The organism is Zobellella endophytica (genome assembly GCF_003012775.1).
Lineage (GTDB): Bacteria > Pseudomonadota > Gammaproteobacteria > Enterobacterales > Aeromonadaceae > Oceanimonas > Oceanimonas endophytica.
The window spans coordinates 735,264-755,546 of sequence record NZ_PXYG01000002.1; the positions used below are offsets into that span (position 1 = coordinate 735,264).

The 20,283-nt window shown below is 65.3% G+C and carries 19 protein-coding genes and 1 other RNA gene; 4 read left to right on the forward strand and 16 right to left on the reverse strand.

The features are described 5' to 3' along the window. Positions 1–37: 37 nt before the first annotated feature. The 16 genes from ftsA to rsmI all read right to left on the reverse strand — a co-directional run bounded on the left by ftsA (position 38) and on the right by rsmI (position 16,850). On the reverse strand, positions 38–1,294 hold the full coding sequence (gene ftsA / locus C7H85_RS08665) for a cell division protein FtsA (protein ID WP_106729285.1): 1,257 nt from the start codon (positions 1,292–1,294) through the stop codon (positions 38–40). Further along, the gene (locus tag C7H85_RS08670; protein WP_106729286.1) at positions 1,254–2,024 is read right to left on the reverse strand and encodes a cell division protein FtsQ/DivIB; all 771 of its coding nucleotides are present in this window, start codon (positions 2,022–2,024) and stop codon (positions 1,254–1,256) included. Before C7H85_RS08670 ends, ftsA begins: the two co-directional genes overlap by 41 nt. A gap of 1 nt (position 2,025) precedes the next feature. Beyond that, positions 2,026–2,943 (reverse strand): D-alanine--D-alanine ligase, encoded by a 918-nt coding sequence (locus C7H85_RS08675; protein ID WP_106729287.1) that lies wholly within the window; start codon positions 2,941–2,943, stop codon positions 2,026–2,028. Continuing rightward, positions 2,940–4,403, reverse strand: coding sequence for a UDP-N-acetylmuramate--L-alanine ligase (gene murC, locus C7H85_RS08680; RefSeq protein WP_106729288.1), 1,464 nt, complete (start codon positions 4,401–4,403; stop codon positions 2,940–2,942). Before murC ends, C7H85_RS08675 begins: the two co-directional genes overlap by 4 nt. Further along, a complete protein-coding gene (gene murG, locus C7H85_RS08685) occupies positions 4,400–5,491 on the reverse strand; it encodes an undecaprenyldiphospho-muramoylpentapeptide beta-N-acetylglucosaminyltransferase (RefSeq protein WP_106729289.1) in 1,092 nt (363 codons plus the stop codon). The genes murC and murG overlap by 4 nt, the downstream gene beginning before the upstream one ends. Then, entirely contained in the window at positions 5,488–6,663 is a 1,176-nt protein-coding gene (ftsW, locus tag C7H85_RS08690; RefSeq protein ID WP_106729290.1) for a cell division protein FtsW, read from the reverse strand. Before ftsW ends, murG begins: the two co-directional genes overlap by 4 nt. Beyond that, on the reverse strand, positions 6,660–7,958 hold the full coding sequence (gene murD / locus C7H85_RS08695) for a UDP-N-acetylmuramoyl-L-alanine--D-glutamate ligase (protein ID WP_106729291.1): 1,299 nt from the start codon (positions 7,956–7,958) through the stop codon (positions 6,660–6,662). Before murD ends, ftsW begins: the two co-directional genes overlap by 4 nt. Positions 7,959–7,962: 4 nt before the next feature. Beyond that, positions 7,963–9,045, reverse strand: coding sequence for a phospho-N-acetylmuramoyl-pentapeptide-transferase (mraY, locus tag C7H85_RS08700; RefSeq protein ID WP_106729292.1), 1,083 nt, complete (start codon positions 9,043–9,045; stop codon positions 7,963–7,965). Further along, positions 9,039–10,379 (reverse strand): UDP-N-acetylmuramoyl-tripeptide--D-alanyl-D-alanine ligase, encoded by a 1,341-nt coding sequence (locus C7H85_RS08705; protein ID WP_106729293.1) that lies wholly within the window; start codon positions 10,377–10,379, stop codon positions 9,039–9,041. Before C7H85_RS08705 ends, mraY begins: the two co-directional genes overlap by 7 nt. Continuing rightward, positions 10,376–11,848 carry a UDP-N-acetylmuramoyl-L-alanyl-D-glutamate--2,6-diaminopimelate ligase gene (gene murE, locus C7H85_RS08710; protein WP_245879604.1) on the reverse strand — a complete coding sequence of 491 codons (1,473 nt, stop codon included), beginning with the start codon at positions 11,846–11,848 and terminating at the stop codon, positions 10,376–10,378. The genes C7H85_RS08705 and murE overlap by 4 nt, the downstream gene beginning before the upstream one ends. Further along, a complete protein-coding gene (locus tag C7H85_RS08715) occupies positions 11,832–13,577 on the reverse strand; it encodes a penicillin-binding transpeptidase domain-containing protein (RefSeq protein ID WP_106729295.1) in 1,746 nt (581 codons plus the stop codon). Before C7H85_RS08715 ends, murE begins: the two co-directional genes overlap by 17 nt. Next, a complete protein-coding gene (gene ftsL, locus C7H85_RS08720) occupies positions 13,574–13,888 on the reverse strand; it encodes a cell division protein FtsL (protein WP_168388244.1) in 315 nt (104 codons plus the stop codon). Before ftsL ends, C7H85_RS08715 begins: the two co-directional genes overlap by 4 nt. Then, on the reverse strand, positions 13,885–14,829 hold the full coding sequence (rsmH, locus tag C7H85_RS08725; RefSeq protein ID WP_106729296.1) for a 16S rRNA (cytosine(1402)-N(4))-methyltransferase RsmH: 945 nt from the start codon (positions 14,827–14,829) through the stop codon (positions 13,885–13,887). Before rsmH ends, ftsL begins: the two co-directional genes overlap by 4 nt. Then, a complete protein-coding gene (mraZ, locus tag C7H85_RS08730; RefSeq protein ID WP_106729297.1) occupies positions 14,830–15,288 on the reverse strand; it encodes a division/cell wall cluster transcriptional repressor MraZ in 459 nt (152 codons plus the stop codon). Between the two features lie 280 nt (positions 15,289–15,568). Then, positions 15,569–15,954: RNase P RNA component class A (rnpB, locus tag C7H85_RS08735), an RNA gene on the reverse strand. 47 nt (positions 15,955–16,001) lie between these two features. Continuing rightward, on the reverse strand, positions 16,002–16,850 hold the full coding sequence (gene rsmI / locus C7H85_RS08740) for a 16S rRNA (cytidine(1402)-2'-O)-methyltransferase (RefSeq protein WP_106729298.1): 849 nt from the start codon (positions 16,848–16,850) through the stop codon (positions 16,002–16,004). Positions 16,851–16,984: 134 nt separating this feature from the next. Between rsmI and C7H85_RS08745 the strand changes: the two genes are divergently transcribed. The 4 genes from C7H85_RS08745 to dolP are packed head-to-tail and all read left to right on the forward strand — an operon-like array spanning position 16,985 to position 20,271. Beyond that, positions 16,985–18,748, forward strand: coding sequence for a penicillin-binding protein activator (locus C7H85_RS08745; RefSeq protein WP_245879605.1), 1,764 nt, complete (start codon positions 16,985–16,987; stop codon positions 18,746–18,748). Beyond that, positions 18,723–19,088: a YraN family protein gene (locus C7H85_RS08750; protein ID WP_106729300.1), complete on the forward strand. Its 366-nt coding sequence runs from the start codon at positions 18,723–18,725 to the stop codon at positions 19,086–19,088. The genes C7H85_RS08745 and C7H85_RS08750 overlap by 26 nt, the downstream gene beginning before the upstream one ends. A gap of 8 nt (positions 19,089–19,096) precedes the next feature. Then, positions 19,097–19,687 (forward strand): D-sedoheptulose-7-phosphate isomerase, encoded by a 591-nt coding sequence (locus tag C7H85_RS08755; protein ID WP_106729301.1) that lies wholly within the window; start codon positions 19,097–19,099, stop codon positions 19,685–19,687. Next, complete coding sequence (gene dolP, locus C7H85_RS08760; RefSeq protein ID WP_106729302.1) at positions 19,687–20,271, forward strand: division/outer membrane stress-associated lipid-binding lipoprotein; 585 nt, start codon at positions 19,687–19,689, stop codon at positions 20,269–20,271. Before C7H85_RS08755 ends, dolP begins: the two co-directional genes overlap by 1 nt. The last annotated feature ends 12 nt before the right edge of the window (positions 20,272–20,283 follow it).

Here is a 20,283-nt window from a genome sequence, read left to right on the forward strand (position 1 = left end):
CTCTCTCCGCTTTGCTCTTGGTTGGTTCCTGCCAAGATTAAAATTCGCCACGCAACCAGTTACCGACCCGTTTCAGCAGGCTGGTGACACTGGCCTTGTTGTTATATTCCAGTTGAGGCATGGACTGATGCTCCTTGCCGTATTGCAGCAGTCCCACCGCGGTGGAGTACACCGGTGTCTCAACATAATCCGATAAGCCCTTGACCCCGTCCGGCTGGCCGATGCGCACCTGGCACTGGAAGATCTGCTCGGCGCATTCCACCAGCCCCTCGATCTGCGCCGCGCCGCCGGTGAGCACCAGGCCGGCGGCCAGCTGATGCTTGACCCCGGCCTTTTTCAGCTCGCTCTGCACCTTGGCCAGTTCCTGGTTGATCATGCCGAGCAGCTCGCTGTAGCGCGGTTCGATCACCTCGGCCAGGGTCTGCCGCTGCAGACTGCGGGCCGGGCGGCCGCCCACGCTGGGCACTTCTATGGTGTCTTCCTTGCTGACCAGTCGGCTGAAGGCGCAGCCATGCCGTACCTTGATCGCTTCCGCGTCGAGCGGCGGCGTGCCAAAGGCGTAGGCGATGTCGCTGGTCACCGTGCTGCCCGCATAGGGGATCACCTTGGTATGGCGCAGGGCGCCGCCGGTGAACACCGCCATGTCCATGGTGCCCCCGCCGATGTCGACTACGCATACACCCAGCTCTTTCTCATCGTCGGTCAGCACCGCATAACTGGATGCCAGTGCGCTGAAAATAAGCTGGTCTACTCGCAGGCCCAGACGTTCTACACATTTCTCGATGTTGCGCGCCATGTCGTTATGGCAGGTGATCAGGTGTACCTTGGCATGCATGCGCACCCCCGACAGTCCGATGGGATTCTTGATCCCTTCCTGGAAGTCGATGGAAAACTCCTGGGGCAGTACGTGCAGCACCCTGTGCTCATCGGACAGCCGTACCGACTTGGCGGTATGGATGACGTTGTCCACGTCCTCCTGGGTCACCTCCTCGTCGGAGATGGGCACCATACCGGTCTCGTTGCGGCACTCGATATGTTTGCCCGACAGCCCCAGGTAGACGGAGGTGATCTGGCAGTCCGCCATCATCTCCGCCTCGTCCACCGCCCGCTTCAGCGACTTCACCACCGACTCCAGGTCGTTCACGCCGCCCTTGTCCATTCCCTTGGAAGAGTGGCTACCGAGGCCGATGATGTTCAGGTCACCGTCCGGCAGCACTTCACCCACCAGTGCTGTTACCTTGGCCGTGCCTATATCAAGCCCGACGATCAGATTTCGTTCCGCGCTCTTGGTCATTATCAGTCTCTTCGTCCTGCTTCCATCCTACCGCCAACCCGGTATCGTAACGCAGATCCAGATAGGCAATCCGCTCTCGTTCGGCGATGCCCGGGTAGACATCAATAAATCGTTGTAAACGGGCCTCGATATCGTCCCGCCCCAGTATCAGCGTCACCCCGTTGGACAGGGTCAGCTCCCAGGACAAGCGGGGAGTGAGATGAACCCGCTCGATCTCATACCCTCTCGGCTGCAGAAATCGCTGCAGGGACCGGTATTCCTCCAGTACCCGCCCGGCCTCTTCATCCGGTCCCGACAGCGATACCAGATCCAGCTCGGGATGCTCGGCCCTGAAGACCTCGCCATGGGTGTTGACCATGGCGTTCCGGTTCCAGAAGGCGGCGACCGGCTGCTCCACGATATATACCCGGAGCTTGTCCGGCCACTGCTTGCGGATCGAGGCCTGGTACACCCAGGGCAGCGCCAGCAGCTGCTGCTGCACCCGATCCACCTCCAAGGCGAAGAAGTTGCCCACCTCCGGCAACGCCAGCACCGACTCCCGCACCTGTTCCCGGCTCAGGTAGCGGTGCTCGCCCTGGATGATCAGGCTGTTGACCGGCACCTGATTGGCCGCCGTCATCCATAACGCCAACTGCCACAATCCCCATAGCAGCGCGGCCAGCACCATCAGAAAGAAGGTCAGGCCGGAGATAAATCCCAAGCGGGTCCGGGTGGCGACGGCGGTGCTCATATCAGTGCGCCATCTCCAGCACCCGCACCACCAGTTGCTCGAAGGACAGCCCGGCCACCCTGGCCGCCTTGGGCACCAGGCTGGTTTCGGTCATGCCTGGCACCGTGTTCACTTCCAGCAGCCACCAGCGGCCCTGGCGGTCGCGCATCAGATCGACCCGCCCCCAGCCGCTGGCGGCCACCGCCCTGAACGCCGCCAGGCTGAGCACGCCCAGCTCCGCTTCGTCCGCCTCGTTCAGGCCGCAGGGGCACAGGTATTCGGTGTCGCCGGACTGGTACTTGGCCGAGTAGTCGTAGAAATCGTGGGGGGTGCGCAGCCGGATCGCCGGCAGGGCGTCGTCGCCCAGGATACTGACGGTATATTCGTCACCCTCGATAAAGCGCTCGATCAGCACCTCGTCGTCGAAGCTGAAGGCCTCCTCGATGGCGGCAGCCAGGGAGGCGGCGTCGGTGGCCTTGGTCATGCCGATGCTGGACCCCTCGTGGGACGGCTTGACGAACACCGGCCCCATGAACTGGGCCAGCAGCGCCGCCGCATCGCCCGGGTTGAAGTCGTTTTTATGCACAACCCGGAACTCGGCGGTGGGCAGCCCCATGGCCTGCCACACCTGCTTGGTGCGGATCTTGTCCATCCCCAGGGCCGCGCCCAGCACCCGGGAGCCGGTGTAGGGGATGCCCAGGTGTTCCAGCGCCCCCTGCAGGGTGCCGTCTTCGCCGCCCCGGCCGTGCACCACGATAAAGGCACGGTCAAAGCCCTCTTCCTTCAGCCGGGCCAGGGGATAGTCGCGGGTATCGATGCCGTGGGCGTCCACCCCGGCCCGCTCCAGGCCGGCCAGCACGGCGGCCCCGGAACGCAGGGACACTTCCCGCTCGGCGGAGCGTCCGCCGAACAGCACCGCCACCTTGCCAAACTGACTCATCGTTGTTCTCCCTGTTGTTTCATCGCCGCTATCGATAACTCGAGCTGGCCGAGCCTGCGTGCCAGGCCGCCCACGTTGCCGGCGCCCTGGGTCAGCACCAGATCGCCGTCCTGCAGCAGCTCCGCCAGCACCGCCGGCACCTCGTCCGGGGTAGCCACGTAAACCGGCTCCATCTGGCCGCGGCTGCGAATGGAGCGGCACAGCGCCCGGCTGTCGGCACCGGGGATCGGCGCCTCGCCGGCACTGTACACCTCGAGCAGGATCAGCACATCGCTTTTCGACAGCACCTCGACAAAATCTTCATACAAATCCCGGGTGCGGGTATAGCGGTGCGGCTGGTAGATGGTCACCAGCCGGCGCTCGGGCCAGCCGGCGCGCACCGCGTTCTGGGTGGCGCGCACTTCGCTCGGGTGGTGGCCGTAGTCGTCCACCAGCTTGGCCATGCCCCGGCCGGTGTCGAACTCACCGAACTGCTGGAAGCGCCGCCCCACCCCTTCGAAGCGGGCCAGCGCCGCCAGGATGGCGTCGTCGGCGATGCCGTCCTCGCAGGCCACGGCGATGGCCGCCGCCGCATTCTGGGCGTTGTGGCGGCCCGGCAGGTTGAGCTGCACGTCCAGGCAGCTGCCGTCGGGGCGGCACACCCGGAAGGTGCTGTGATCCTGCTGCTGGCTGAAGTCCTCCACCCGGTAGTCGGCGTCGGCGGCGAAGCCGTAGGTGACGAACTGGCGGCCGAGGCGCGGCAGCAGGCCGCGGATCACCTCGTCGTCGACACAGAGCACCGCCAGACCGTAGAACGGCAGGTTGTGCAGGAAGTCGATGAAGGTGCCCTCCAGCTTGCTGAAGTCGCCGCCGTAGGTGTCCATGTGATCCGCTTCGATATTGGTGACGATGGACACCATCGGCTGCAGGTGCAGGAAGGAGGCGTCGCTTTCGTCCGCCTCGGCGATCAGGTAGCGGCTGGTGCCCAGGTGGGCGTTGCAGCCAGCGCTGTTGAGCAGGCCGCCGATGACGAAGGTGGGATCCATGCCCGCCTCGCCGTAGATGCTGGCCACCAGGCTGGTGGTGGTGGTCTTGCCGTGGGTGCCGGCCACTGCCACCCCGTGGCGAAAGCGCATCAGCTCGGCCAGCATCTCGGCCCGGCGCACCACCGGGATCCGCAGCTCCCGGGCCGCCTGCAGCTCGGGGTTGTCGGCCTTGATGGCGGTGGACACCACCACCACGCTGGCCGCGGCCACCTGCTCGGCGGCATGGCCCAGGTAGATGGTAGCGCCCATCGCCGCCAGCCGGTCGGTGACCGGGTTGTAGGCGATGTCGGAGCCGGAAATGGCATAGCCCTCGTTGGCCAGCACCTCGGCAATCCCCCCCATGCCGGCACCGCCGATGCCGATGAAGTGGATGCGCCGTACCCGTCTCATCTCGGGCACTATGCTTCTGAGTTTCGCCAGTTCAACCTTGGTCATGCCATTCTCTCATTCTGTTCGGCCTGGGAACGCAGGCACTCGGCCACCCGCTCCGCGGCGTCGGTAATCGCCAGGGTCCGGGCCCGCTCGGCCATGGCCAGCAGTCGGGTCCGGTCTCCGGCCAGTTGTTGTAAATGGACCGCCAGCCCCCCGGCGCTGAGTTCGGCCTGGGGCAACAGCAGGGCCGCGTCGCCGTCGGCCAGGGCACGGGCGTTCTTGGTCTGGTGATCGTCCACCGCGTGGGGCAGCGGCACGAAGATGGCGCCCAGCCCGGCGGCGGCGACTTCCGATACCGTCAGGGCGCCGGCCCGGCACACCACCAGATCGGCCGCCCCGTAGGCCGCTGCCATGTCGTCGATAAAGTCGTTCACCTCGGCCTCGATACCGAGCGCCTGATAGGCGGCGCGCACCGCCTCGGCGTTGCCGCGGCCGGTCTGGTGCCGTACCCGGATGTCGCCGGCCAGGGCCACCGCCTGCGGCACCACCTCGTTCAGCACCCTGGCACCCAGGCTGCCGCCCACCACCAGCAGCCGCAGCGGCTGGGGGGCGGTGTCGATACGCTCGGCCGGCGCCGGCAGGGCCACCACCTCGGGGCGCACCGGATTGCCCACCACGGCGGTGTTGCCGGCGGCGGGAAAGGCGCCGGGAAAGGCCATCAGCACCCGCCGGGCGATCCTGGCCAGCAGCCGGTTGGTCAGGCCGGCGGCGGCATTCTGCTCGTGCAGCACCAGCGGAATGCCCGCCAGCCGGGCCGCCACCCCGCCCGGGCCGGCGGCGAAGCCGCCCATGCCCAGCACCACCGCCGGCCTGACCTCGCGCAGCACCCGCCGCGCCTGCCAGACCGCCTTCATGATCTGGAAGGGTGCCAGCAACAGCCGCTTGAGGCCGTTGCCGCGCACCCCGGCGATGTCGATGGTGTGCAGCGGATAACCGTGCCCGGGCACCAGCTGCGCCTCCATCCGCTCGGCGGTGCCGAGCCAATGGATGATCCAGCCCTCGGTCCGGAGCAGATCGGCCACCGCCAGTCCCGGAAACACGTGGCCGCCGGTGCCGCCAGCCATCACCAGCAGGGTCTTGCTTTCGCTCATGTCGCCTCCCGATGTCTGGCTTGCATATGATCGCTCCGCCACTCGAAGTCGATGCGCACCAGGATGGCCACCGCCGTGCTGATCACCAGCAGGCTGGAGCCGCCGTAGCTCACCAGCGGCAGGGTCAGGCCCTTGGTGGGCAACAGCCCGGAGGCCGCGCCCACGTTGACCACCGTCTGGAAACTGAACCAGATGCCGATGCCCATGGCCAGGTAGCCTTCGTACTGGCGGCCGCCGATCAGCACTCTCTGGCCGATATACAGCGCCTTGAACGCCAGCCAGGCCTGCAGCAGCAGCACCAGCAGCACCCCGGTGAAACCCAGTTCCTCGCCGAGGATGGCGAACACGAAGTCGGTATGGGCCTCGGGCAGGTATTCGAGCTTCTGGATGGAGTTGCCCAGTCCCTCGCCGAACCAGCCGCCCCGGCCGAAGGCCATCAGCGACTGGGTCAGCTGGTAGCCACTGCCGAAGGGATCTTCCCAGGGGTTGAGGAAGGAGGTCACCCGCCGCATCCGGTAGGGCGAGCTGATGATCAGGAAGCCGACCAGGCCGACCCCCAGCACGATCAGGCTGACGAACTGGCTCATGCGCGCCCCGGCCAGGAACAGCATGCCGATGGTGGTGACGAACAGCACCACCACCGAGCCCAGATCCGGCTGCATCAGCAGCAGCACCGACATCATCGCCATCACCGCCAGCGGCTTGAGAAAGCCTTTCCACTGGCCGCGCACTTCCGCCTGCTTGCGCACCAGGTAGCCGGCGAGGAAGGCGAACAGCGCCAGCTTGGCGATTTCCGCCGGCTGCACGTTGATCGGCCCCAACGTCAGCCAGCGGGTGCTGCCGTTGATGTTGCGCCCCACCGCCAGCACCGCCAGCAGCAGCAGCAGCGCCAGGATCAGGAAACTGCCGTTGAACTGTTGCCAGCGCGCCATGGGCATCTGCAGCATCAGGCCGCTGAGGAACAGGCAGATCAGCAGGAAGGCGCCGTGGCGCTTGACGAAATAGAAGGGATCGTCGCCGATGGCGATGCCTTCGGCGATGGACGCGGAAGACACCATCACCAGGCCGATGGCCATCAGCGACAGGGACAGGATCACCAGCTGGCGATCGTAGATGAGCCCCTGGGACGGGCGCAGCAGCCAGTCGGTACCGAAGGCGGGCAGCAGCTTCATAGCGCCTCCACCAGGGCTTTGAAATGATCGCCCCGGGCCAGGTAGTTGGGGTACATGTCCAGGCTGGCGCAGGCCGGGGCGAACAGCACCCAGTCGCCCGGGCTGGCCTGCTCGGCGCACCAGGCCACCGCCTGGGCCAAGTCCGCCACCTCGTGGGTATTCTCCCCCAGGGCCAGCAGCGCCGCCCGGTCCTGACCGAAGCAGGCCATGCCGGCAACGGTGCCGGCCAGCAGCGGGGCGAGCGGACCGAAGTCCTGGCCCTTGCCCTGGCCGCCGGCGATCAGCCACAGCCGGCCGGGCACCGCCTCTCGCACCCCGGCGATGGCGGCCAGGGTGGCGCCCAGGTTGGTGGCTTTGGAATCGTTGAGCCAGCGTACCCCCCGCGTCTCGGCCACGAACTGGCAGCGGTGATCCAGGCCGCCGAAGTCGCGCAACACCTGCAACTGGGCCGCCGGGGGGATGCCGGCCCGATCCGCCAGCGCCATCGCCGCCAGGGCGTTGAGCTGGTTGTGGGCGCCGAGGATGCGCAGCGCCGACACCGGCAGCACCGGCTCGCCATAGCGGCTCAGCCAGAGTTCGCCCCGGTGCTCGAGCCGGCCGTATTCCCGCCCGTCCAGGCCGAAGCTCACCGCCGGCGCCCCGGCCGGCGGCCGGGTCTGCTCGTCCTCCCGGTTGTAGACGCACAAGCCGGCCCCCCGGTAGATGCCGAGCTTGGTGTCCCGGTAATGGGCCAGGGAGTCGTAACGATCCAGGTGATCCTCGCTGATGTTGAGCACTGTGGCCGCCAGCGCCCGCAAGCCGGGGGTGGTTTCCAGCTGGAAGCTGGACAGCTCCAGCACCACCAGTGCCAGCGGCCGCGCCAGCAGATCCAGCGCCGGGGTGCCGATATTGCCGCCCACCCCCGCCTCGATCCCGGCCGCCCGGGCCATCTCGCCCACCAGGGTGGTGACGGTGCTCTTGCCGTTGGAGCCGGTGATGGCGACGACCGGCGCCGGGCAGGCGCGCACGAACAGCTCGATATCGCCGACCACCTCGATGCCGGCGGCCAGCGTCTGCTGCAACTCGGGGGTGGCCAGGGCAATGCCCGGGCTGGCGATCACCAGATCCGCCGCCAGTAGCGGCGCCGGATCGAGGCCGCCGAAATGACACTCGAGCCCGGCCGGCAACTGCTCGGCCCCCGGCGGCCGGGCGCGGGTGTCCATCACCACCGGGCGAACGCCCTGCTGCAGGCAATAGCGCACACAGGAAAGTCCCGTCTGCCCCAGTCCGATGATCACAGTGCGCGCAGGGATCATGGCATTATCTCAACTTCAGGGTGGCCAGGCCGATCAGCACCAGCATCAGGGTGATGATCCAGAACCGCACTATCACCCGCGGCTCGGGCCAGCCTTTCAATTCGTAATGGTGGTGGATCGGCGCCATGCGGAAGATCCGCTGGCCGCGCAGCTTGTAGGACCCCACCTGCAGGATCACCGACAGGGTCTCGATCACGAAGATGCCGCCCATCACCACCAGCAGAAACTCCTGGCGCACCAGCACGGCGATGGCGCCCAGTGCCGCCCCCAGGGCCAGGGAGCCCACGTCACCCATGAACACCTGGGCGGGAAAGGTATTGAACCAGAGGAAGCCCAGGCCGGCGCCGACCATGGCGGTACAGACCACCGTCAGTTCGCCGGCATTGGCCACGTAGGGGATGTGCAGGTAGGCGGCGAAGTTGACGTTGCCGGTGGCCCAGGCCACTAGGGCAAAACCCGCCGCCACCATCACGGTGGGCATGATCGCCAGGCCGTCCAGGCCGTCGGTCAGGTTGACCGCGTTGCTGGAGCCGACGATGACGAAGTAGCTGAGCACGATAAACAGCAGGCCGAGCTGGGGCATGACGTCCTTGAAGAAGGGCACCACCAGTTGGGTCTGGGCCGGATCCCGGGCTATCCAGTAGACGAAAACGGCCGCTGCCAGAGCCGCCGCCGACTGCCAGAAGTACTTCCAGCGGGCGATCAGGCCGTCGGTGTTCTTGCGCACCACCTTGCGGTAGTCGTCGACGAAACCGATGGCGCCGAAGGCGCCGAGCACGAACAGCACCACCCACACATATGGATTGGACAGCCGGGCCCACAGCAGCACCGACACGAAGATGGCGATGAGAATCATCAGGCCGCCCATGGTGGGGGTGCCGGCCTTGCTGAAATGGGACTCGGGGCCGTCGTTGCGCACCACCTGGCCTATCTGCAGCATCTGCAGCCGGCGGATCAGCCGCGGCCCTATCCACAGGGACACGAACAGGCCGGTCAGGATCGAGATCACCGCCCTGAAGGTCAGGTAGGAGAAGACGTTGAAAAAGCTGAAATGAGGGGTCAGCCACTCCGCCAGCCAGACTAGCATAGCTGCCCCTCCTGAATGGCCCGGACGATATCTTCCATCCGGGCACTCCGCGCACCCTTAACCAAAACCACCACCTTGTTATGTTGTGCCAGCGCCTCGGCCAGCACCGGCCACAATTGTTGTTTCTGTTCAAAATGCCGGCCCTGGGCCGCTGCCGCCGTACTCCGGCTGTGTTCCCCCACCGTCAGCACCAGATCGATACCCAGTTTGCGGGCATGCTCACCCACCTTGACGTGCATCTCCTTGCTGTAGTCGCCGAGCTCGGCCATGTCGCCGAACACGAAGATGCGATAGCCGGGCAGGCTGGCAAGGGTATCCAGCCCTGCCAGCACCGACGCCACGCTGGCGTTATATGTATCATCCAGCACGGTCAGCCCGGGTCGCGTCCACAGCTGCAACCGGCCCTTGGCCGAGCCGAACGCGCCAAGCCCGGTCGCAATCTCCCCGAGGGTCGCCCCCAGGGCCTCGGTCGCTGCCGCCGCCGCCAGGGCGTTGGCCACGTTGTGCCTGCCGGGCACCGGCAGCTGCACCGCCACCTCGCCCCTGGGCGTCAACAGGCGAAAGTGGGCACAGCCCGACTTGTCGAGGCTGACCTGGCGGGCTTCGTATTCCCGCCGCTCGCCGAAATACACCAGCGCGTGCCGCTCCTTCCACAGGGCGCAGAAGGGGCTGTCGCCGTTGGCGATGGCAATGCCGCCCTCGACCAGGCCGTCGTAGATCTCGCCCTTGGCCCGGGCGATCCCCTCGAGCGAACCGAAGCCTTCCAGGTGGGAGGCTTCCACGTTGTTGATCAGGGCCACGTGCGGCCTGGCCAGCGAGCTGGTCCAGGCGATCTCGCCGAGATGGTTGGCGCCCAGCTCGATCACCGCGTATTCGGTGTCGGCCGTCAGCTCGCACAGGGTCAAGGGCACGCCGATTTCGTTGTTGAGGTTGCCGCGGGTGGCCAGCACCTTGCCTCTCTGGCGCAGGATCGAAGCCGCCATCTCCTTGACCGTGGTCTTGCCGCAACTGCCGGTGATGGCCAGGAAGCGGGCCGGGCTCAGTTCCCGCACCAGGCCGCCGAGCACCCCCAGCGCCAGCCGGCTGTCGGCCACCTTGATCTGCGGCACCGGCAGTTCCAGCCAGCGTTCGACCAGCAGCGCCGCGGCTCCCTGCGCCACCGCCTGGGCGGCGAAGTCGTGACCGTCGAAACGTTCGCCGGCCAAGGCCGCGAACAGGCAGCCGGCGGCCATGGGCTGGCGGCTGTCGGTGGTGACCGCCAGGATGTCGCCACCGGCACCGCGCAGCTCGCCGCCGGATGCCTGGGCCAGTTGCTCGAGACTGAGCGGTATCATGCGACAGTCCCCAGCAGGGCCGCCACGGTTTCCCGGTCGCTGTAATGATGTTTGTTGGTACCCACTATCTGATAATCCTCATGGCCCTTGCCCGCCACCAAAATAATGTCATCGGTCTTTGCCTGCGCGATCGCATGGGCGATGGCCTCGGCCCGCTGATGTATCACCAGCGCGGCGTCGGGGTCCGACAGCCCCTGGCGCATATCCTGGATGATGGCCCCGGCCGGCTCGGTACGCGGGTTGTCGTCGGTCAGGATCAGCCGGTCGGCACCGGCTTCCGCCGCCGCCGCCATCAGCGGCCGCTTGCCCTTGTCCCGATCGCCGCCACAGCCCACCAGGCACCACAGCTGCCCGTGGCAGTGCTGGCGCAACGCCTGCAGCACCTGCTCCAGGGCGTCCGGGGTATGGGCATAATCCACCACCACCAAGGGTTTACCATCGGCGCTGAACGGCTCCATTCGCCCGGCCACCCCGGACAATTGAGGCGCCGTCGCCAGCAGTTGCTCGAAGGACTCACCCAGCGCCAACAGGCTCGCCATGGCCGCCAGCAGGTTGGCCACGTTGAAACGCCCCATCAGGGGGGCGGATAATACACCATTCCCCCAGTCGGAGTTAATGGTCACTTTCAACCCGTCGCCATAAAAATGTACGGTTTCCGCGACCAGCTGCCGGCCGCCGAAATCGACCAGGCGGCCGTGCAGGCTGTAGGCGATCGCCTCCGGGTAACGGCGCAGCCAGCGCCGCCCCAGGGTGTCGTCTGCGTTGATCACCCGGGTCCTGGTGCATTGCTCAAACAGCTGGCGCTTGGCTTCGCCGTACTCGGCCATGGTGCCATGGTAATCCAGGTGATCCCGGCTCAGGTTGGTGAACACCGCCACGTCGAAATCCAACGCGGCCACCCGGTGTTGGTGCAGACCGTGGGACGAGACCTCCATCGCCACCCGTTTGGCGCCGGCCGCCAGTTGGGCGGCCAGCTGCTGCTGTACCTCCAGCGCCGAGCCGGTGGTGTTCACCATCTGCTGCAGCCGGCCGTAGAGGCCGTTGCCCAGGGTGCCCATGACCCCGGCCCGGGTTCCCAGCAGACAGCTCCAGTTGGCGATGAGCTGGGTGACGGTGCTTTTGCCGTTGGTGCCGGTCACGCCGATCAGCTGCAACTGGTGGGAGGGATCGCCATAAAAGACCCCGGCCAGCAGCGACAGCGACTGCGGCAGGCGGTAAACACCGAGCCGGCGGTGGTCCCGGTGGTCCAGCCCGGCCTGCTCCGGATGCTCGACCTCGAACATCACCGCCGCAGCGCCCGCCACCAGGGCCTGCTCGATAAAATGGCGGCCGTCGACGCTGTATCCCCGCACCGCGATAAACAGGCAGCCCGGCGTCACCGCCCGGCTGTCGAGGGTGATGGCGGTGATGCCGACAGCCGGGGCCGACAGGCCCAGGGGCACCGCCAGATCTCTAAGTGTGAGGGCCAAGGGTCGCCTCCTGTCCGGCCAGTTGGAATTGTTCTTCGGCCGCCGCATCGGGCCTGATGTTCAGGAACTGCAGCGCGCCGCTCATCACTTCCGCAAACACCGGCGCCGCCACCTGGCCACCGTAATACTGATCGCCCTGAGGCTCGTTGATCACCACCACCATCGCCAGGCGCGGGTTGCTCACCGGCGCCATGCCGGCGAAGACCCCCACGTAATCGTTGCCGTAACCTCCGGCCACCGCCTTGCGCGAGGTGCCGGTCTTGCCGCCCACCCGGTAGCCGGGAATGGCCGCGTTGCGGGCGGTACCGCCCGGGCCGACCACGCTTTCCAGCATCTTCAGCACGTCGTCCGCATGCTGTCTGGCGACCACCTGCTCGCCCACCGGCGGTTGGCTGCGCTTGATGATGGTGAGTGGATAGCGCACCCCGCCGTTGGCCAGCACCGCATAGGACTGGGCCAGTTGCAGCGGGGTCACGGTCACCCCGTAACCGAACGACAGGGTCGCCCTTTCAATATCGGACCAGCGTCGGCGCTGGGGCACCATGCCGGTGCTCTCCCCGACCAGCCCCATGCCGGAGTCGATGCCGAGGCCGAAGCGATACAGGGTGTCGAGCATCTGCTCCGGCGTTTCCTGCAGGGCCATGCGCACCATGCCCATGTTGGAGGAGCGCATCAGTATGGTTTCCACGCTGATCTTGCCGAGGTTGCGGGTGTCGGACACCCGCTTGCCCCCCAGCCGCATCCAGCCGGGCGAGGTATCGACGATGGAGTCGGCGTTGACCACGCCGTTTTCCAGGGCGCTGACCACGATCAGCGGCTTGAGCGTCGAGCCCGGTTCATAGGCATCGGTCACCGCCCGGTTGCGGGCGCGGAAGCTCTGGTACTGGCCCCGGTTGTTGGGGTTGAACGAGGGGGTGTTGACCATGGCCAGCACCTCGCCGCTCTTGACGTCCAGCATCACCAGGGAGGCGGAAGTGGCCCGGTGGAATTCCGAAGCCCGCTTGAGCGAACGGTAGGCCAGGGCCTGGATGCGCTGATCGATGGTCAGCTGGATGTGGTTGGCTTCCCGGGCCTCGGACACCACCCCCAGATCTTCGATCACCCGGCCCATGCGATCCTTGCGCACCTTGCGCTCGCCGGGCTGGGCGGTCAGCCATTCGTTGAAGGAGCGCTCGATGCCCTCGATGCCGTTGCCGTCGATATTGGTCATGCCTACCAGGTGGGCGTTGATCTCGCCGGTCGGGTAGAAGCGCCTAGCTTCCGGGCGCAGATGCACCCCGGGCAGCCGGAGCATGCGGATATATTCGGCCACCGCCGGGGTTACCTGCCGTTGCAGATAGACGAAGCGGCGCTTGGGATCCTGCACCCGCCCCAGCAGCGTCTCCTTGGGGACCCCCAATACATCCGCCAGCGCCTGCCAGGCCTTGTCCTTGCTCAGGCTGCTCTCCTCGTGGATCTGCTTGGGATCCGCCCACACCGCCTGCACCGGCACCGAGACTGCCAGCTCCTCGCCGTTGCGATCCATGACCATGCCGCGGGTGGTGCTGCTGACCGCGGTCCGCAGGGAGCGCAGATCCCCCTCCATCCGCAGCCGATCCGGCGACACCACCTGGATCCAGGCGGCACGGGCGAACAGCGCCACGAAGGCGAGCAGGATCACCCCGCAGACGGTCATAAACCGCCATCCGGCCAGCAGGGGCTCTTTTTTTGCTCCGTTGCGTCGCTTCATCGCTGTGTCACCAGTTTTTCCTGGGCCGGCGCCGGCCGCTGCATGCCCAGTTTATCCCGGGCCAGGACCTCTATCCGGCTGTGTTCCATCAGGGTGTTCTGCTCCAGCAGCAGGTGCCGCCATTCGATATCCAGCCGATCCTGCTCCGCCATCAGTTCGTTGTATTCGCTGGTCAGTTGGCGGGTGCCGTGGGTCACCACGATCACCGTCATCGCCGAGCCCAGGGTCAGCAGCGCAAGCAGCAACTGCCACTTGTGTCGCCACAGATCCTGACCGATTTCTTTGGTCAGGTTGATGCGCCCTTCAATCACACCGGCGTCTCCAGCCGCTCGGCTACCCGCAGCACCGAACTGCGGGCGCGTGGATTGGCTACAATCTCCTCGGCCGAGGGCTTCCGGGCCTTGCCGATGCTTTTCAGCAGCCGGCCGCCGGCCAACTGGGCTTCGGTCAGCGGCAGCCCCGGCGGGACTTCCGGCCCTTTCTCCTGCTTGCGAATGAAATGTTTGACCAGCCTGTCTTCCAGGGAATGGAAACTGATCACCGACAGCCGCCCGCCCGGGGCCAGCACCCCGAGCGCTCCCTCCAGCGCCTGTTCGATCTCGTCCAGCTCGCTGTTGATGTAGATGCGGATCGCCTGGAAGCTGCGGGTCGCCGCATGCTTGTTCTTCTCCCGGCTGGGGCTGACCCGGGCGATCATCTCCGCCAGTTGGCGGGTGCGGGTATAAGGTATCGTTTGGCGGTCGTGGACGATGGCCCGGGCTATCTTGCGGGCGAACTTCTCCTCGCCGAAGGTCTTGAGCACCCAGGCGATATCCGCTTCATCCGCATGGGCCAGCCACTCGGCGGCACTCTGGCCGCTGGTGGGATCCATGCGCATGTCCAGAGGACCGTCCTTCTGGAAACTGAAGCCGCGCTCGGCTTCGTCGAGCTGCGGTGAGGACACGCCCAGATCGAGCAGGACGCCATCGATGCGCCCTGTCAGTCCCTGTGCCTCCACCATCTCGGCCAGGCGGGAGAAGGGGCCGTGCAGGATCTGGAAGCGCGGATCCGTTATCTTCCGGGCTTCGAGAATGGCCTGGGGATCCCGGTCGATGGCCAGCAGCCGGCCGGCCGGCCCGAGCTGGGTCAGAATATGACGGGAATGGCCACCGCGACCGAAGGTGCCGTCGACATAGACACCGTCGGGTTTGATGTTCAAGCCGGCCACTGCCTCATGGAGCAGTACTGTTATATGCGCCTGTTGTTGACTCATTTATAGCGAAAAATCCCGCAGTCGTTCTGACGACTCCCAGCCCGCCTCGGGGAGGGCCAGCAAATCGTCGCTAATTTGTTGTTGCCAGCGGGTGTCGTCCCAGATTTCGAACTTGTTCAACTGACCCACCAGCATGATTTTTTTATCGAGCCCGGCATGTTGCCGCAACGGCCCCGGCACCAGAAAACGCCCCTGAGCATCCAGTTCACATTCGCTGGCATGACCCAGCAGTAACCGCTGCAACCGCCGCTCGGCCGTATTGGTGCTGGATAAGGCCCGCAATTTTTTTTCTATCAGTTCCCACTCGGCGAGAGGATAAAGCAACAGACACGGATTGCTGATGTCGATGGTGCATATCAACACGCCGTCACACTCGTCGCGTAACGCATCCCGAAAACGTGTCGGTATTGCCAGCCGGCCCTTGGTGTCCAGGCTGATGGCATGGGCACCACGCAGCATTCTGAGTCCTTAAGATCTACTTTATTCCACAAAAAACCACTTTTTCCCACCGTGCTCAAGTGTAAGGAGCGGAATCAAGCTTTTCAAGCGAGGAAATGACCCCGGGTGAGAAAGGGGGGAAAACAAACCTGGAGGTAGGACTAGTCCACTGCTTTATAAGGGGATTTAATTAAAGCTAGTGAAAATTAAATTTGCTGCTAGCCGGGGCGGAAGCCAATCGAATACCCCGGGCCCGCGTCGGCAACAAAAAAACGCAGCCGGAGCTGCGTTTTCGGAAAACGGATGGAGTCGGCCTGTAAGCCGGGTTCTGTACCGAGCGAACTCGGTCGGTAATCATTCCTCTAGGCCAGCAATCGCTCGCTGGCTCAAGCAACCTACCCGCCTCCAGCGCGGGCCGCGCCTGTAGGAGGCCTATTTGGTCTTGCTCCGGGTGGAGTTTACCGTGCCACGAACTGTTGCCAGTCGCGCGGTGCGCTCTTACCGCACCCTTTCACCCTTACCTGATCCCTTGCGGGCCATCGGCGGTCTGCTCTCTGTTGCACTGGTCGTGGGCTCGCGCCCCCCAGGCGTTACCTGGCACCCTGCCCTGTGGAGCCCGGACTTTCCTCCCCTCCGCCCGTTTGCCCGGAGACACAACGACGAAGCAGCGATCACCCGGCCAACTCCGCGGCGGAGTGTACACCAGCCGCGCCGCCGACACCAGCCGCGCCGACCTATTCCAGCGGTGCCATCTGTTCCAGCCCGTATTTGTACAGGGCGTTTTTCTTGACCCCGTGGATCTCGGCGGTGAGCGCCGCCGCCTTTTTCAACGGCAGCTCGGCACGCAACAGCGCCAGGGTGCGCAGCGCGGCTGCCGGCAGCGACTCGCCGTCGGGTTGGTGACCCGCCACCATCAGCACGATTTCGCCCCGGTGGCGGTTATCGTCCTCTTTCAGCCAGGCCAGCATCTCCGCCGCCGGCAGGCTATGGATGCTTTCAAAGGTCTTGGTCAGCTCGCGGGCAACCACCAGCTGCCGCTCCGGTCCCATCACGCTCACCAGTTCGGCCACGGTATCGAGCAGCCGCCGGGGCGACTCGTAGAACACCAGGGTACGGGGCTCTTCCTTAAGCAGCTCCAGTTTGTCGTGACGAGCCTTGTCCTTGGCGGGCAGAAATCCTTCAAAGGCGAAGCGATCGGTGGCCAGGCCGGCGGCGGACAAGGCCGTGACCGCCGCACAGGGACCGGGCAGGGCGAACACCCGGACGCCCGCGTTACGACAACGGTTGACCAGGTGATAACCCGGGTCGCTGATCAGCGGCGTACCGGCATCCGACACCAGAGCGATGCGGTGACCCGCCAGCAAACGGGTTACCAGTTGCTCCGCCTTGTATTGCTCATTGTGATCATGCAAGGCCCAGGTGGGCGTACTAATCTGGTAGTGAGACAGCAACTTCGCCGTATGGCGGGTATCCTCACAGGCAATTAAATCAACCTGTTGTAATGTTTCCAAGGCACGCTGGCTGATATCATTCAGGTTACCGATAGGGGTGGGCACAATATAAAGGGCAGCCGCTTGGCTCATAGGGACTCCTGTGCAAGCAATTGTCTCACCGTGGTGGCCCTATTACACTTAGGACCAAAATGACACAGCTTGGGGTAATGGGATTGGCGACACAATATCAACGCAACAGTGTAACACGGCTACTGTGCACCTTGGTGCTTTCATCCATTCTGATGGCCTGCGCCACCGGTATTCAGCGTGCGCCCTCGGCAGCCCCGCCGCCGGCGCCCGATATGTTCAGTGCCGTCGATCGGCCGGCGGATCAATATCAATCCCTGGCCGAGCAGGCCTCCGATGCCGATGCCTTCAATTGGCGGGTGCTGGCCGTCCGGGCCTACCTGCAGCAGGGCGACACCCGCACGCCGGCGCCGCTGCTCGACGCCTTGCGCCGCGACGCGGCGTCACCGCAGCAACAACAGGCGGTGGCGATACTGGACGCCGCCTCGACCCTGGCGGCCAACCAGACGGAAGGCGTGCAGCAACAACTGGCCGCGGTCGATCGCGCCATCCTGCCCCGGCCGGCGCTGGCCTACTATCTGTCGCTCAGCGCCGAGCTGCTGGAGCGCCGGCAACAGCCTATCGAGGCCACCCTGGCCTTGATCGAACGCCATGCCCTGCTCGGCGGCAAGGAGCAGGAGAGCAACAGGGAGCATATCCATAAGCTGCTGGCTGCCCAGTCCTCCCTTGCCCTGCGCCGTGCCCAGAATGCCGGCAACAGCGACGAGGCCAACGCCTGGTTCAGCCTGATGGCGATATTGAACAACCAGCGTCTTCAGCCCGGGCAACAGCAATGGCAGTTGCAATCATGGAGTCATATAAACCCCTCTCACCCGGGCCAAGTCTATCTGCCTCCCCTGACCGGCCTGGTCGGCAGCGAAGCCTATCAGCCCGCCCATATCGCCGTGCTGCTGCCGCTGTCCGGGCGGCTGGCGGAGCAGGCCGATGCCATTCGCAACGGCATCCTCAGCGCCCATCAGGGCCAGTCTTCCCGGCTCAGTTTCTTCGACACCAATGGCCGGGACATGAACAGCCTCTACCAGCAGGTGCAGCAGGCCGGTGCCGACTTCATTGTCGGCCCCCTGCTCAAGGAAGAGGTCAGCGCCCTGATCGAGCTCGGCCCCGTGATCCCGGTGCTGGCGCTGAACACGCCGCCGTACCAGCCAGGCATGGCGCACTTTTACTATTTCTCCCTGTCGCCGGAGGCGGAAGCCGCCGAAGCGGCCCGCCACATGTGGAGCATGGGCCACCGCCAGCCGCTGGTGTTCGCTCCCGGCACCGATCTGGGTCGCCGGATCGCTACCGAATTCAACGACAGCTGGCAGCAACAGAGCGGCAAGCCGGCCATTCTGGCGTATTTTGCCGGCCAATCCTCCATAGAATCCGATGTGCGCCGGGCCCTGGCCAGCACCAGCAGCCCGCCTCCGGCCGCCGCCGGCGTTATCCAGCCTCTCGGTGAAGGTGGCTGGACCGGCGCACCCGAGCCCATCGACTCGGTGTTCATGGTCACCAACGCCACCGAAACCCGCTACATACTGCCGTATTTCGACTTCGTGCGGGACAGCCGGGCCGCCCGCCTGCCGACCTATGTCACCTCGCGCAGCCACGTACCCACCGGCGAAGCGCCGATGAGCGAGCTCAACGGGCTGCAACTGGCCGATATGCCGTGGATTTTTGACGGGGCGCCCCAGCTCAGGGAGCAGGTCGAGGAACTGTGGCCGAACGCCGGCTTAACCTGGCAACGGTTGTTTTCCTTCGGTTACGATGCACTCACCGTGATCCCGCAACTGGCCGAGCTGCGCGGCGGAGCCGGAACGGTGCCGGCCCTGACCGGTGAGCTATCCGTCTCCGGCCAGGGCGTGTTGCAACGCCGCCTGCAATGGATGGAATACCGCGATGGCGAATGGTTACCCGGAGGGTAGTAAGCGTGCCCAGGGCGACTGGCATGAGCGACGGGCGGAACGGTTTCTGCTTGATCGCGGCCTGATCCTGATCACCCGCAATTTTCAGTGCAAGCTCGGCGAAATCGATCTTATCATGCGCACCGGCCATACCCTGGTATTTATCGAGGTGCGCTACCGCAAGCATCGCCACTTCGGCGGGGCCGCCGCCTCGGTGACTCCAGCCAAACAACAGCGCCTGCGCCGAGCCGCGCTCAGTTACTTGCAAGTAAAGGGGCTGAATGAATCCTCTCAGTCCTGTCGCTTTGACCTCGTCGCCTGTGACGGCGACGACATTAACTGGATACCCAATGCCTTTTAAGGAATCCCATGCAGGAAGAAATTAAAGCCAGCTTTACCGAGAGCATTCAGACCAAAATTGCCGCCGCCGAAGCCCTGCCGGACGATATCCTGGCGGCGGCCCAGATGATGGTGATGTGCCTGCTCAACGGCAACAAGCTGCTGGTGTGCGGCAACGGCGGCTCCAACGCCCTCGCCCAGCTGTTCGTCAGCGAGTTGATCAACCGCTACGAAACCGAACGCCCGGCGCTGCCCGCCCTCTGCCTGACCCTGGACACCAGCAGCATCAGCGCCATATCGGTGGATCAGCATTTCGACGAGGCCTATGCCCGCCAGATCCGCGCCCTGGGCCAGGCCGGCGACGTGCTGGTGGTGATCTCCACCAGCGGCCATAGCCGCAACCTGATCAAGGCCGCCGAGGCCGCCCTCAGCCGGGACATGACCATAGTGGCACTGAGCGGCGGCGACGGCGGCGAGCTGGCCGGCCTGCTCGGCCCCAACGATGTGGAGATCCGGGTGCCCGCCCTGCGCGCGCCCCGCATTCATGAAGTCAACCTGCTGACGCTCCACTGTCTCTGTGATCTGATCGATCGCACCCTCTTTCCACAACAGGAAGATTGATGATGAACAAACCGCTTCTGCTTATCGTGTTTTCCTCACTGCTCCTGCTGCAGGGCTGCGCCGGTATGGTGGCCGCCGGGGCCGCCACCGGCGGCGCGGCGGCCGTCGACCGGCGCACTCTGGGCACGCAGCTCGGCGACCAGGCCATCGAAATGCGCGCCTTGCATCGCCTGGGTGAAACCAAGCCGCTGTGGGACCAGAGCAAGCTGTCGGTGATCAGCACCAACGGCAAGGCCCTGCTGCTCGGCCAAACCCCCACCGAAGCCTACCGCAGCCAGGCAGAAGAAGTGGTCGGCGGCGTTCCCGGCGTCGAGGAGGTGTTCAATGAAATCCGCCTCGGCCAGCCGGTTTCGCTCGCGGTACGCAGCCAGGACACCTGGATCACCTCCAAGGTCAAGAGTACCCTGCTGGCGGAAAAGAACATCGACGGCACCAAGATCAAGGTGGTCACCGAAAACGCGGAAGTCTTTCTGCTCGGTCTGGTAACCCAGCGGGAAGCCGATATCGCGGTCCAGCTGAGCCGTAATATCAGCGGGGTGGCCAAAGTGGTCACGGTATTCGAATACGTCCAGGCCGCCCCCTGAAGTCCGGCCGGC

Excerpts from the sequence above, each read along its gene's own strand:
- ftsA (WP_106729285.1), bottom strand. The coding sequence starts at position 1,294 with ATGACCAAGAGCGCGGAACGAAATCTGATCGTCGGGCTTGATATAGGC.
- C7H85_RS08670 (WP_106729286.1), bottom strand. The coding sequence starts at position 2,024 with ATGAGCACCGCCGTCGCCACCCGGACCCGCTTGGGATTTATCTCCGGC.
- C7H85_RS08675 (WP_106729287.1), bottom strand. The coding sequence starts at position 2,943 with ATGAGTCAGTTTGGCAAGGTGGCGGTGCTGTTCGGCGGACGCTCCGCC.
- murC (WP_106729288.1), bottom strand. The coding sequence starts at position 4,403 with ATGACCAAGGTTGAACTGGCGAAACTCAGAAGCATAGTGCCCGAGATG.
- murG (WP_106729289.1), bottom strand. The coding sequence starts at position 5,491 with ATGAGCGAAAGCAAGACCCTGCTGGTGATGGCTGGCGGCACCGGCGGC.
- ftsW (WP_106729290.1), bottom strand. The coding sequence starts at position 6,663 with ATGAAGCTGCTGCCCGCCTTCGGTACCGACTGGCTGCTGCGCCCGTCC.
- murD (WP_106729291.1), bottom strand. The coding sequence starts at position 7,958 with ATGATCCCTGCGCGCACTGTGATCATCGGACTGGGGCAGACGGGACTT.
- mraY (WP_106729292.1), bottom strand. The coding sequence starts at position 9,045 with ATGCTAGTCTGGCTGGCGGAGTGGCTGACCCCTCATTTCAGCTTTTTC.
- C7H85_RS08705 (WP_106729293.1), bottom strand. The coding sequence starts at position 10,379 with ATGATACCGCTCAGTCTCGAGCAACTGGCCCAGGCATCCGGCGGCGAG.
- C7H85_RS08715 (WP_106729295.1), bottom strand. The coding sequence starts at position 13,577 with ATGAAGCGACGCAACGGAGCAAAAAAAGAGCCCCTGCTGGCCGGATGG.
- rsmH (WP_106729296.1), bottom strand. The coding sequence starts at position 14,829 with ATGAGTCAACAACAGGCGCATATAACAGTACTGCTCCATGAGGCAGTG.
- mraZ (WP_106729297.1), bottom strand. The coding sequence starts at position 15,288 with ATGCTGCGTGGTGCCCATGCCATCAGCCTGGACACCAAGGGCCGGCTG.
- rsmI (WP_106729298.1), bottom strand. The coding sequence starts at position 16,850 with ATGAGCCAAGCGGCTGCCCTTTATATTGTGCCCACCCCTATCGGTAAC.
- C7H85_RS08750 (WP_106729300.1), top strand. The coding sequence starts at position 18,723 with ATGGCGAATGGTTACCCGGAGGGTAGTAAGCGTGCCCAGGGCGACTGG.
- C7H85_RS08755 (WP_106729301.1), top strand. The coding sequence starts at position 19,097 with ATGCAGGAAGAAATTAAAGCCAGCTTTACCGAGAGCATTCAGACCAAA.
- dolP (WP_106729302.1), top strand. The coding sequence starts at position 19,687 with ATGATGAACAAACCGCTTCTGCTTATCGTGTTTTCCTCACTGCTCCTG.